General features: G+C 70.6%; 10 protein-coding genes. 2 read left to right on the top strand and 8 right to left on the bottom strand.

Features of this window, described 5'->3' with window-relative positions; translation table 11 throughout:
* The first annotated feature begins 64 nt into the window (after positions 1 to 64).
* On the top strand, positions 65 to 1492 hold the full coding sequence (gene pyk, locus ABZ562_RS10710; RefSeq protein ID WP_361476394.1) for a pyruvate kinase: 1428 nt from the start codon (positions 65 to 67) through the stop codon (positions 1490 to 1492).
* 48 nt (positions 1493 to 1540) lie between these two features.
* Here pyk and ABZ562_RS10705 read toward each other — a convergent pair whose 3' ends face one another.
* From ABZ562_RS10705 to ABZ562_RS10675, 7 genes are all read right to left on the bottom strand, one after another.
* Positions 1541 to 3130, bottom strand: a complete 1590-nt coding sequence (locus ABZ562_RS10705; RefSeq protein ID WP_361476392.1) for a Clp protease N-terminal domain-containing protein — start codon at positions 3128 to 3130, stop codon at positions 1541 to 1543.
* 3 nt (positions 3131 to 3133) lie between these two features.
* Positions 3134 to 4435, bottom strand: a complete 1302-nt coding sequence (locus ABZ562_RS10700; RefSeq protein WP_361476390.1) for a tetratricopeptide repeat protein — start codon at positions 4433 to 4435, stop codon at positions 3134 to 3136.
* Positions 4436 to 4437: 2 nt separating this feature from the next.
* Positions 4438 to 4794, bottom strand: coding sequence for a hypothetical protein (locus tag ABZ562_RS10695; protein WP_361476388.1), 357 nt, complete (start codon positions 4792 to 4794; stop codon positions 4438 to 4440).
* Positions 4795 to 4984: 190 nt separating this feature from the next.
* Complete coding sequence (locus ABZ562_RS10690) at positions 4985 to 6268, bottom strand: hydrogenase expression protein HypF (protein WP_361476386.1); 1284 nt, start codon at positions 6266 to 6268, stop codon at positions 4985 to 4987.
* Positions 6269 to 6341: 73 nt separating this feature from the next.
* Positions 6342 to 6872: a DUF6114 domain-containing protein gene (locus ABZ562_RS10685; RefSeq protein WP_361476384.1), complete on the bottom strand. Its 531-nt coding sequence runs from the start codon at positions 6870 to 6872 to the stop codon at positions 6342 to 6344.
* Positions 6873 to 7014: 142 nt separating this feature from the next.
* The gene (locus tag ABZ562_RS10680) at positions 7015 to 7632 is read right to left on the bottom strand and encodes a DUF6230 family protein (protein WP_009714968.1); all 618 of its coding nucleotides are present in this window, start codon (positions 7630 to 7632) and stop codon (positions 7015 to 7017) included.
* A 566-nt stretch (positions 7633 to 8198) separates the two neighbouring features.
* On the bottom strand, positions 8199 to 9161 hold the full coding sequence (locus ABZ562_RS10675; RefSeq protein WP_361476381.1) for a tetratricopeptide repeat protein: 963 nt from the start codon (positions 9159 to 9161) through the stop codon (positions 8199 to 8201).
* A 136-nt stretch (positions 9162 to 9297) separates the two neighbouring features.
* On the opposite strand from ABZ562_RS10675, the gene ABZ562_RS10670 reads away from it, so the two are divergent.
* The gene (locus ABZ562_RS10670; RefSeq protein WP_361476379.1) at positions 9298 to 9984 is read left to right on the top strand and encodes a TetR/AcrR family transcriptional regulator; all 687 of its coding nucleotides are present in this window, start codon (positions 9298 to 9300) and stop codon (positions 9982 to 9984) included.
* On the opposite strand, the gene ABZ562_RS10665 is transcribed toward ABZ562_RS10670, so the two are convergent.
* Positions 9960 to 11660, bottom strand: a complete 1701-nt coding sequence (locus ABZ562_RS10665) for a methylmalonyl-CoA mutase family protein (RefSeq protein ID WP_361476377.1) — start codon at positions 11658 to 11660, stop codon at positions 9960 to 9962. The genes ABZ562_RS10670 and ABZ562_RS10665 overlap by 25 nt on opposite strands.
* Positions 11661 to 11690 lie beyond the last annotated feature (30 nt).

Genomic DNA, 11690 nt, shown 5'->3' with positions numbered 1-11690 from the left:
TTCGGATCGGCTTCGACTCGCTCTGAAATATTCCGCTCCGAAACAAACCGATAGGATCAGCCTCATGCGCCGTTCCAAAATCGTCTGCACACTGGGCCCCGCCGTCGACTCCTACGACCAGCTCAAGTCGCTGATCGAGGCCGGTATGAACGTGGCCCGCTTCAACATGAGCCACGGAAGCCACCCGGAGCACGAGGAGCGCTACCACCGGGTTCGCAAGGCGTCCGAGGAGACGGGGCGCGCGGTCGGCGTCCTCGCCGACCTCCAGGGCCCCAAGATCCGGCTGGAGACCTTCGCGGACGGACCCGTCGAGCTGGTCCGCGGGGACGAGTTCATCATCACCACCGAGGACGTCGAGGGCGACCGGACGATCTGCGGCACCACCTACAAGGGGCTGCCGGGGGACGTCTCCAAGGGCGACCAGATCCTGATCAACGACGGCAACGTCGAGCTGCGGGTCACCGCGGTCGAGGGCCCCCGGGTGCGGACGATCGTCATCGAGGGCGGGGTGATCTCCGACCACAAGGGGATCAACCTGCCGGGCGCGGCGGTCAACGTGCCCGCGCTGTCCGAGAAGGACATCGAGGACCTGCGCTTCGCGCTGACGATGGGCTGCGACATGGTCGCGCTGTCCTTCGTCCGGGACGCGGCCGACGTCCGCGACGTGCACCGGATCATGGACGAGGTGGGCCGCCGGGTGCCGGTGATCGCCAAGGTCGAGAAGCCGCAGGCGGTCGCCAACATGGCGGACGTCGTCGCGGCGTTCGACGGCGTCATGGTGGCCCGCGGTGACCTGGCGGTGGAATACCCGCTGGAGAAGGTCCCGATGGTGCAGAAGCGGCTGATCGAGCTGTGCCGCCGGAACGCCAAGCCGGTGATCGTGGCGACCCAGATGATGGAGTCGATGATCACCAACTCCCGGCCCACCCGCGCCGAGGCCTCCGACGTCGCCAACGCCATCCTGGACGGCGCGGACGCGGTCATGCTCTCCGCCGAGTCCTCGGTCGGCTCGTACCCGATCGAGACGGTCAAGGTGATGTCCCGCATCGTCCAGGCCGCCGAGGAGGAGCTGCTCTCGCGTGGCCTCCAGCCACTGGTGCCCGGCAAGAAGCCGCGCACCCAGGGCGGTTCGGTGGCCCGCGCGGCGTGCGAGATCGCCGACTTCCTGGGCGCGAAGTCGCTGGTCGCCTTCACCCAGTCCGGCGACACCGCGCGGCGGCTGTCCCGCTACCGCGCCCAGCAGCCGATCGTGGCCTTCACCACCGAGCCGGACACCCGTAACCAGCTGACGCTGAGCTGGGGCGTGGAGTCCTTCGTGGTGCCGTACGTGGAGCACACCGACGCGATGGTGGACCTCGTGGACGCCGAGCTGTCCAAGCTCGGCCGCTACAGCTCGGGCGACATCATGATCATGACGGCGGGCTCGCCCCCCGGCGTCCCCGGCACCACCAACATGGTCCGGGTGCACCACCTGGGCGGCGAGAGCCGGTAATCACGCGGCACTGATCGAGCGGCCGGGCTCCCTTCGGGGCCCGGCCGCTCAGCTCATGGCCCAGACGTAGCGGTCGTCGACGGACGGCTCGCCCTCGGCCCGGTCCGCGAACAGCTCCGCGATGTGCCGCGCGTCCACGGTCTGCGCGGCCCCGTCCGTGATCCGCACCCTGGCCCCCGCCTCGTCCAGGACCTCCACCGCCTTCCCCGGCAGCACGCGATCGGTGATGTGGCGCGCGGACAGGGTGACGGCGGCGTCGAGGGCGTCGTCGGTGATGGTGACCTGGTGGTGGGCCTCGTACTCGCGGCGCACCAGCTTCAGGATGCCGACGGCCTCGTCATGGGTGGGCTCGCCCACCGGGACCGTCTGGAAGTGCGCGCCGACGTCCCGGAGTTCGCCGTAGGCCGTGGGGTCGGTGACGGCGATGATCCGCGGCCCCTTCCGCACCAGCGCGCGCAGCGCGTCGGCGTCGCCCGCCCGGACGTCGTCGACGAACAGCACCGTACGGTCCGGGTCCTCCACCACCTCCCGGGCGGCCGTCGCGATGTCGACGGAGCGCAGCCGCACCTCGGCCAGGCTTCCCGGTACCTCACCCTGGGCGATGCGCTGGGCGAAACCCGCGACGATCGACGTGCGCCCGGTGCCCGGCTCCCCCACCAGCAGGGCGTGGTGACGGGACTTGCGCATCAGAATGCGCATGAGGTGCTGGATCTCCCGCTCCCGCCCGACGACCACGGGCGGCGGCTCGGGGACCGGTGCGGTGAGGATGCGGATGATCTCCTCCCGCACCTGCTGCCGGGTGGCGAACCCGCGCAGCACCTTCCCCCCGGTCCCCTCCTCCTCGCGCATCAGCCCCAGCAGCAGATGCTCGGTACCGATGTAGTTGTGGCCGAGCGTCAGGGCGTCCTTGAGCGCCATCTCCAGGGCCGTCTTGGCCCGGGGCGTGAACGGGATGGAACCGGTCGGCGGCTTGGCGCTGGAACCGGCACTGCTGATCAGCCGCTCCCGGACCGCGTCCTGCGTGATGCCGAGGGTGTGCAGAGCGGTCGCGGCCACGCCCTCCGCCGGGAACAGGCCCAGCAGGATGTGCTCGGTCCCCAGATGGGTGTGGTGGAGCTTCCGGGCGGCCTCCTGGCCCTCCATCAGAGCCCGGCGGGCCCGGTCGGTGAACCGCGCGAAGAACTCGCTCGTGGAGGGTGTGGTCCCCCCGGCGGCACGCTCACGGGCCCGCTTCCGCATGGCCGCCCGGCCGATGCCGTAGGACCCCAGGACCCGGGTGGCGATGCCGCCCTCCTCATCCATCAAGCCGAGCAGAAGGTGCTCCGGGGCGATGTCGGCCGTGCCGAGCTGAATCGCTTCCAGCTGCGCGTCCTTCAGCGCCTGCTTGCCCGCGGGCGTGAAGGGGATGTGCCCGCTCAGCGCGGTCGTGCCCCTGATGAGAGTGGACTCCACCTGCTCGCGCACCCCGGCCACCGGCACCCCGAGGCCTGCCAGGAACTCGGCGCCGGGGCTGTGCTCCTCGCGGATCAGGCCGAGCAGCACATGCTCCGTGCCGATGTGGTGGTGGTTGCGCTCCCTGGCCGCTTCCTGGGCCAGCACCACGGCCCGCCGCGCCCGGTCGGTGAAGTGCTCGAACATCCCTCACCCCGCAGACTGGAGTACGGACAGATCCCGCCGGGCCCGCAGCGTGTGCGGATGGTCCGGGCCCAGCACCCGCTCCCGGTCGGCGACCAGCTCGCGCAGCAGTGCCGCCGCCTCGTCGCGCTCGCCCGTCCGGGCCAGGTTGTGGGCCAGCACATGGCGGGTGCGCAGCGTCGCCACGTCGTCGTCGCCCAGGACGCGCCGCCGGTCGAGCAGCAGCAGCCGCAGCATCCGTATCGCCTCCGGGCGCCGCCCCGACTCGCCCAGGTTGACGGCGAGGAACTGGCGGCTGCGCAGGGCGTCCGGGTGGTCGGGGCCCAGCAGCCGGGCCTGCTCGGCGTGGATCTCCCGCAGCCGGTCCGCCGCCTCCCCGGGCGCCCCGGCCCCGCCGCGCGTGTGCGCGAGCCACTGGCGGGTGCGCAGCGCCGCCGCGTGGTCGGCGCCCAGCAGGCTCTCCTGCTCCTCCAGGAGGGCGCCGAACGCCTCCGCCGCCTCCGCATACCTCCCCGCCTCGCACAGCGCCACGGCGGCCTCGTGCCGGGCGGGGTGATCGGGGAGCCGGTGGGCGCGGTTGCGGGCGAGGGCGAGCAGGGCGGCGTTCCGCGAGCCGCGCTGGAGGGGCGCGGGCAGGCCCTCGGCGGTCATGGTGGTCTGGAGCCGCCGGTAGACCTCGTCGATGCTGAGCAGTTCGGGCCCGCCGGCCACGCCGTCCCGCAGCAGCCGGATCAGCCGGCCGGTGAACGCCGTGTTCTTCTCGCCGTCCTGGATCAGGGAGACCTCGTTGCCCTGGGAGGACGCCATCACATACGTGCCCGCCACGTCGACCTGCCCCATCACGGCCGCGTCCGGCCCGGCCATGGTGCCGCTCAGCGCGCGCCCGGAGAAGCAGCAGTCGAGGATGATGACCTTGGAGGTGGCGCGGCTGTCCAGGACGACATCGCGCAGTTTGCGGTATTCGAGGGAGCCGAATTCGGGCTCCGCCCATTCGCTGTCGGACAGCGACAGATACAAGTCCTGCCGCCTGGGGGCGATCAGGCCGTGGCCGACGTAATGGACCAGCAGCAGGTCCTCCGCCTCGGCCGCCGCCGCCCGTAAGGAACGGCCCACGCGCTGAATGTCCCCGCTGTCCAGCAGCACGGTGCAATGGCGGTCGGGGACGGCCCCGTACGCGGGATCGGTGAGGGCCGCGGCCAGATCCTCGATGGTGTCGCGCACCACGGGAAGGTCCGGAAGCTTCGGATCGGAATAGCGACTTGTGCCGATCAGCACCGCCCGCGAACGCTCGGAATCGGGCAACCGCATGGCTATTCCTCTTCTGCGCGCAACGCCTGCCGGAGAATCTCCTCGACGGACTCCTTGGTCACGTGCCGGGCGTCGATCTCCAGCCGCCGCCCGTCCGGGCGGTGGACCGTGACCTTGATGCCGGAGCGGCGCGGCTGGGCCAGCCAGGCCCGCAGCGAGCACGCGAGGACGGAGAGGGCGCCGCCCGCGCCCAGCGACACCACGAGCAGCTCCGCGGCCGCCCCCATCTCGCCCTCGCGCGGCGGTGCCGCCTTCGGCTTGACCCGGCCCGCCAGTTCGGGCTCGCCCTGCAGCCACTCGGCGAGCTGCTCCAGGCTTTCGTCCGGCTCCGGGCCGTCGACCGAAATATGGCTCTCCACCGCTGCCCCCGTTTCCCCCCGGCGCGCGCCAAGCGGCATGGTGCGCGTCCATGCGAACACTCAAGGTAATGATAGGGCCCGGCACGGACAAACGCGCCCGCGGGCGCCGGGCGGTCGGCCCGGTGCCCGCGGGCGGCGCCCTCCGAGGAGGGCCTTGCGGCTCCCAAACAGGTATGTGGTTTTCCGGGGGTTATTCCCCGGTGTTGTACACGTGCATTCCCGGGATGGTCAGTTCGCCGCCGAACTGACCGGCCTGGGTGACCGTCACGTCGGTGAAGAACACCTCGGGGATGTTGACCGGCGGCGGGCTCTTCGGGCTGAAGGTGATCGGGATGATGCCCAGGAGGTTGCCCTTCAGCTCCTCGGTGTACATCGTGACCGTGCCGTTGCGGAAGGTCGAGGTGGAACCCTCGCGCGCCGCCACGTTGGTGGTCGTCCCGGCCGGGCCCTTGACCAGCTGGTGCAGGTCCTTGATGTCCACGCCGTCGGCGGTGAACTTGAGGACCTTCTTCGACTGGCCGTTGTGCGTCCTGACGTCGACGATGCCCTGGTAGTCCAGGCCGTGCAGGGTGAGCAGGGTGCTCCGGAGGGTCCAGGGGTCGTCGGGCAGCGGGCTCGCGGTCGGCTCGTCGTCGGCGTTGTTGTACGCGTCGGCGTCGAACTCGGGGCAGGGGTAGCCCTCCTTGCCGCCGTCCGCGCCGTCGCCGCTCGCCGACGGGGAGGGCTTCGGCAGGGCCTTGCCGGCCTTGTCCTTGGCGTCCTCGGCCGCCTTCTTCGCCTTGTCGACGGTGTCCTCGGCGCCCTCGCCGACCTTGTCCACCGTGTCCTTGACCGGGTTGTCGGCCTTCTTGCCGGTGGACGGGGAGGGGCTGGGCGAGGCGGAGGACGCCGACGGGCTGGGCGTGGCGCTCGGCTCGGCCGACGCGCCGCCCTCGTCGGCCTTGGCCTTGTCGGCCTCGTCCGGGGTGAAGATGTCGTGCAGCGTGTCCCCGAGACCCAGCGGGTCCAGCGGGTTCTTGGTCTTGGACTCCGACGGGCTCGGCGAGGCGCTGGGCTCCCCGGACTCCTCGTCGCCCCCGGTACCCGACGTGCCGGACGGGCTCGGGGTGGGGGTCGGCTTCGACGGTGCGGCGTCCCCGCCCCCGGACGGAGTCGAGGGGGCCGAGGGGGTCTTCGAGCCGGAACCGGACGTACCGTCCTGGTCCTTGGATCCCGAGTCCTTGCTGCCCGAGTCCTTGCCGTCCTTGTCCTTGCCGCCCTTGTCCTTGCCGTCGGACGCGTCCTTCTTGTCCCCGGCCTCGTCCTTGTCGGCCTCATCCGGCTGGGAGACACACGGTCCGGCCTTGTAGCGGTCCTCGGCCCGGGTGGTCGCCGACGCCAGCTGCGGGGTCAGCCCCATGCCCATGAGCACGGCCGTCGGCATGGCGGCCAGCGCTATCGCTTTCCCCGCGGGCACCTGAAGGCGAGTGAGCATCGACTTCCTCGGCGCCGCATGCCGCGGTCCGGTTCTGGCCCGGCGCGGACTTCCGTCCGCGGCCTGCTCCTCTTCACCCCGCACGGTGCCTCCCATTCGTGGCTTCCTGGTCCGGTGCGGGTCCGGCCCCGGCCGGCTCCGGCACACCGCCATCGTCAGCGCCGTCCTCGGGCGCGGTTCCCGGGCTCTCGGCCGGCTGTGCCGCGGGAGCCTCGCCCGGTGCCCAGGCGACGCTCATACCCCCACCGAAGAGGGCGAGCAGGAATCCGATCAGGAAGCCGCCGATGTTGGACACGGGCAGCGACACCAGGCCGAGCAGGATCGAGGCGACCCCCGCGAAGACCCGCACCATGGGCTGGAACCACATGGTCATGCCCAGCAGCACCAGCAGTACGCCGATGATGAGCGAGGCGGATCCGGCGGTGGTGGACAGGTTGATCGTGAACCCGCCCGCGTTCAGGTCGTTGTACGGGAAGTACATGATCGGCAGCCCGGCCAGGGTGGTGAGCAGCCCCGCCCAGAACGGGCGCTGCCAGCGCCATGCCCTGAAGGTCTCCCGCCAATGGCTGGTACGGTCACGCGCCCCCGGCGACTCGGCACTCATTGAAAACAGCTCCCTGGGGCTGGCGATCTAGGCGATCGCAAGTGTTCTACTGCGGTACTGAACTGCGTAGCGCCTCAAGCGCTGCTGGGCGTTGCCGGGTGAGGGGCAGCGCCGCGGCCCCCCACCCTTCCAGCTCAGCGCTTCAGAAGCACTCGTTCTTGCCCTTGCTGACCTTCATCGAAAGTCCGGAGAGCTTGAACGTGCCCGCGCTGGTCGCCCAGGCGGTCTGCTTCACACCGGTCAGCGTCGCCGAATCGGCTTGCTGAGCGAACGAGCCGGGAAGGGCCTTGTCGCCCTTGTTGATCCCCGGACCCTTGTTCGCGTCGCCCGCCGCCACGCCGATGTCGATGCCGCGGAACGTCGCGTCGGCGTCCAGCTGGTCGAGGTCGATGAAGAGGTTCTTCGCCTCGACCGTCTTGCTGCCGTTACCGGCCGACAGCTTCAGCGACACATCGCCGAAGACCGGGACCGGGACGACCACCGACTGGCACAGGCCCTTGAGCTTGGCGCTCTTGAACGCCGACACCGCGACGGGGATGTTCTTCCCGCCGTGCTGGGTGTCTATGGCGCCGTACTGCGCGAAGCCCGTGCCGTCGAGCCGGTCGACCGCGACCTTGAATTGCTGGCCGGACACGTTGAACGAGGCCGCGAGCGCACCCTGTGACAGGGCGACGCCGATCGCGGCCGTGGCAGCAACGCTCGGGACCATGACAACGGCGAACCGCTTCCATCTTGTCCCGCCACGAGCCAGGGACTCCATGACTTTCCTCCTTCTCGGACGTACATCTCCGGCCGGGGCCGCGGCCCCGAACTGGGATGGGAGAAGTGCTACGTCCTCGGGAAGGAGAGCGCCCACGTCTCACAGGCGCGAACTGCACCCGCCGAAACACCGGCGATCACCCCCGAGCGACAACCACTGGCCACGCTTCTCGCGCAACCTCCTGGACAGGCCCTGCCCGTTGGGCAGAGACCCCCCTGTCCACGGCCGGCGCCACTGCCGCCGGCCTGCTCGGTGGGGACCCACCCGCAGCACCACGCCGACCGGTTGCCGGGCTTCGATGAGGATGGACCGAGCTTGGCTGATCGTGGTCCATTCACGGCCGGGGCACAAGGGGTTCGTTACTAGCGAGTAACGGACGGATAACCGATCTGCGGCAGGCCGGTCGAGACCGGGCACGCAGGGTCGTCGCCCGACGGCCGGAAAGAGAGGGAGATTTGACGCCAAGAACGGACAAAGTCCAGGCGTTCACTTACTACCAGTAACAGCAGCCGCGTTTACCAAGTTTTGGTAAAGCGCGGCCGCTGTTCCGTTTGAGAGCCGGGAAGTCAGAACAGGACGCGCGCCAACGCGCTACGAGCTGTGACCACTCGGGGATCGTCACCGCCGATCACCTCGAAGAGGCCGAGCAGATGGAGCCGCGCCGCCTCGCGGTCCTCACCCACCGTGCGCCGCACCGTGTCGACCAAGCGACCGAAGGCGTCCTCCACATGACCGCCCACCAGGTCCAGGTCGGCCGCCGCGATCTGCGCCGCCGGATCCGCCGGGCTGTCGGCGGCCTCCTTGCGCACCTGCTGCGCGTCAAGACCCTGCACCCGCTCCAGCAACTGGGCCTGGGCCAGACCGAGCTTCGCCTCCGCGTTGGCCGGGTCGTCGTTCAGCACGTTCTGGTACGCGCGGACGGCACCGCCGAGGTCACCCGCGTCCAGCGCCTCATGGGCCGCGGCCAGCGCGCTGTCGTACGGGCCCGCGGGGGCCGGGGCCTCCTGCTCCGCGTCCTCCGCGCCCGCCGCCTCGGCCGGCGCGCCCACGATGCCGAACTGCTGCTCCGCGGCCTGGATCAGCTGGTCCAGCACCTGGCGGATCTGGGCCTCCGGCGCCGCGCCCTGGAACAGCGGCACCGGCTGCCCGGCGACCACCGCGAACACCGCGGGGATCCCCTGCACGCCGAACTGCTGGAAGAGCATCTGGTTGGCATCGACATCGATCTTCGCGAGGACGAACTTCCCCGCGTACTCCCCGGCCAGTCGCTCCAGGATCGGTCCGAGCTGCTTGCACGGCTCGCACCACTCAGCCCAGAAGTCGATGACGACCGGTACTTCGGTGGAGCGCTGCAGGACCTCCTGCTGAAAACCCGCCTCGTCGACGTCGAAGACCAGGCGTGTGGGCGCGGGCGCGCCCGTGCGGGCGGAGTCGGCCCGCGCCTTCTCCGCCTTCTGCTTCGCTTCCCCGGCCGCCTTCACCGCGGCGAGGTCGACCACTCCACTCATGGACATGTTCCGTGGCTGCATGGTCCTATCCTCCCCTCTCGACGCGGTGAATGGAAAAGCGCGTCGGCCGATCCGACGGACAGGCCTGTCTTACGCTACGAGCCGTAGCGTAACCGGCCGGGACACCCACGTCTACCTGCGAGTAGGGTCGTGCGCCATGAGCCCGCCGAAGCGGCGCACAGGGCGCCCCCGCAGCGAGGAGGCCGACCGTGCCATCCTCGGCGCGACGCGTGCCGCCCTGGTCGAGCTGGGCTGGGGAAAGCTCACGATGGGTGACGTCGCGGCCCGCGCAGGAGTCGCCAAGACGACCCTCTACCGCCGCTGGGCGGGCAAGAACGAGCTGGTCGTGGACGCGGTCGCGGCGGTCTTCGACGAGCATCTGCGGTCGGCCGACTGCGGCAGCCTGCGGGCGGACATCGAGAACGTGGTGGTGCGCTTCGCCGAGCTGCTGGAGCTGCCCGAGACCAAGACGGCGCTGATGGCCGTGATCGCCGAGGCCACCCACGACGAGGCGCTGGGAACCCGGGTCCGGTCCGCGATCGTCGACCGGCAGAAGCGGCTGGTGCTGATCGGCCGGGAGCGCGCCCAGCTGCGCGGCGAACTGCCGCGTGAGCAGGATCCGGGTGCGGCGGCCCGCAACGCGGATCTGATATTCGACGTGATCGCCGGATCGGTGGTGCACCGGCTGCTGGTCAGCGCCGAGCCGGTGGACGCGGAGTGGGCCCAGGGCTTCTCGACGCTGCTGCTGCACGGGCTGACCGCGGCGGCACTCCCCGGTGGCACACCGCCGGGGAGCGGGCCGGAAAGCGGCGAGGACGGTCAGAACCCGGCGGGCTCGGTGTAGACCCCCCACTCCTCGCGCAGCGCGTCGCAGATCTCGCCGAGCGTCGCCTCGGCGCGCACCGCCTCCAGCATCGGCTCGATCATGTTGGAGCCGTCCCGGGCGGCGGCCATCAGCGCCTTCAGCCCCTCGGCGACCTGGGCCTCGTCCCGCCCGGCCTTACGGGCCCCCAGGACCCGTACCTGCTCGCGCTCGACCTCGTGGCTGACCCGCAGGATCTCCAGGTCGCCGGTGACCGAGCCGTGGTGGCAGTTGACGCCGACGACCTTCTTGTCCCCCTTCTCCAGCGCCCGCTGGTAGGTGAAGGCGGACTCGGCGATCTCACCGGTGAACCAGCCGTCCTCGATGCCGCGCAGGATGCCGGAGGTGATCGGCCCGATGGTGTGCTGCCCGTCGGGGACGGCCCGACGGCCGCGCTCCTTGATCTGCTCGAAGATCTTCTCGGCGTCGGCCTCGATCCGGTCGGTGAGCGCCTCGACGTACCAGGAACCGCCCAGCGGGTCGGCCACGTTGAGGATGCCGGTCTCCTCCATCAGCACCTGCTGGGTGCGCAGGGCGATCTCGGCGGCCTGCTCGCTGGGCAGCGCCAGGGTCTCGTCCAGGGCGTTGGTGTGCAGCGAGTTGGTGCCGCCGAGCACGGCGGACAGCGCCTCCACCGCGGTCCGTACGACGTTGTTGTACGGCTGCTGGGCGGTGAGCGAGACGCCGGCGGTCTGGGTGTGGAAACGCAGCCACTGCGCCTTCTCGGACGTCGCCCCGTAGACGTCGCGCATCCAGCGGGCCCAGATGCGGCGGGCCGCCCGGAACTTGGCGATCTCCTCGAAGAAGTCGACGTGGGCGTCGAAGAAGAAGGACAGGCCCGGCGCGAAGGTGTTGACGTCCAGGCCGCGGGACAGGCCCAGCTCGACGTAGCCGAAGCCGTCGGCGAGGGTGTACGCCAGCTCCTGGGCGGCCGTCGCCCCGGCCTCGCGGATGTGGTAGCCGGAGACCGACAGCGGCTTGTAGGCGGGGATGCCGCTCGCACAGTGCTCCATCAGGTCGCCGATCAGCCGCAGATGGGGCTCGGGCGGGAACAGCCACTCCTTCTGCGCGATGTACTCCTTGAAGATGTCGGTCTGCAGCGTGCCGTTGAGCACCGCCGGGTCCACGCCCTGCCGCTCGGCGGCGACCAGGTACATGCAGAAGACGGGGACGGCCGGGCCGCTGATCGTCATCGAGGTGGTGACGTCGCCGAGCGGGATGTCCTTGAACAGGACCTCCATGTCGGCCGCGGAGTCGATGGCGACGCCGCAGTGGCCGACCTCGCCGAGCGAGCGCGGATCGTCGGAGTCGCGGCCCATGAGCGTCGGCATGTCGAAGGCGACCGACAGCCCGCCGCCGCCCGCCTTGAGGATCATCTTGTAGCGCTCGTTGGTCTGCTCGGCGTTGCCGAAGCCCGCGAACTGGCGGATGGTCCAGGCGCGGCCGCGGTAACCGGTGGCGTAGAGGCCGCGGGTGTACGGAAACTCCCCGGGCCAGCCGATGCGCTCGAATCCCTCGACCGTGTCACCCGGCGCCGGGCCGTAGACCGGCTCGACCGGATCCCCGGACAGGGTCGTGAAGTCCGCGTCGCGCTTGCGCGCCGCGTCGTACCGGGCCTGCCAGCGACGGCGGCCTGCCTCAATGCCTTCGGCGTCCATGGGTCAAATTTACTAGGACGTCCAAGTAAT

The organism is Streptomyces sp. NPDC019937, from assembly GCF_040631655.1.
GTDB lineage: Bacteria > Actinomycetota > Actinomycetes > Streptomycetales > Streptomycetaceae > Streptomyces.
The sequence above is the reverse complement of the archived record's forward strand: the minus strand, read 5'-3'. Positions and strand labels throughout refer to the sequence as shown.

Excerpts from the sequence above, each read along its gene's own strand:
- pyk (WP_361476394.1), top strand. The coding sequence starts at position 65 with ATGCGCCGTTCCAAAATCGTCTGCACACTGGGCCCCGCCGTCGACTCC.
- ABZ562_RS10705 (WP_361476392.1), bottom strand. The coding sequence starts at position 3,130 with ATGTTCGAGCACTTCACCGACCGGGCGCGGCGGGCCGTGGTGCTGGCC.
- ABZ562_RS10700 (WP_361476390.1), bottom strand. The coding sequence starts at position 4,435 with ATGCGGTTGCCCGATTCCGAGCGTTCGCGGGCGGTGCTGATCGGCACA.
- ABZ562_RS10690 (WP_361476386.1), bottom strand. The coding sequence starts at position 6,268 with ATGCTCACTCGCCTTCAGGTGCCCGCGGGGAAAGCGATAGCGCTGGCC.
- ABZ562_RS10685 (WP_361476384.1), bottom strand. The coding sequence starts at position 6,872 with ATGAGTGCCGAGTCGCCGGGGGCGCGTGACCGTACCAGCCATTGGCGG.
- ABZ562_RS10680 (WP_009714968.1), bottom strand. The coding sequence starts at position 7,632 with ATGGAGTCCCTGGCTCGTGGCGGGACAAGATGGAAGCGGTTCGCCGTT.
- ABZ562_RS10675 (WP_361476381.1), bottom strand. The coding sequence starts at position 9,161 with ATGCAGCCACGGAACATGTCCATGAGTGGAGTGGTCGACCTCGCCGCG.
- ABZ562_RS10670 (WP_361476379.1), top strand. The coding sequence starts at position 9,298 with ATGAGCCCGCCGAAGCGGCGCACAGGGCGCCCCCGCAGCGAGGAGGCC.
- ABZ562_RS10665 (WP_361476377.1), bottom strand. The coding sequence starts at position 11,660 with ATGGACGCCGAAGGCATTGAGGCAGGCCGCCGTCGCTGGCAGGCCCGG.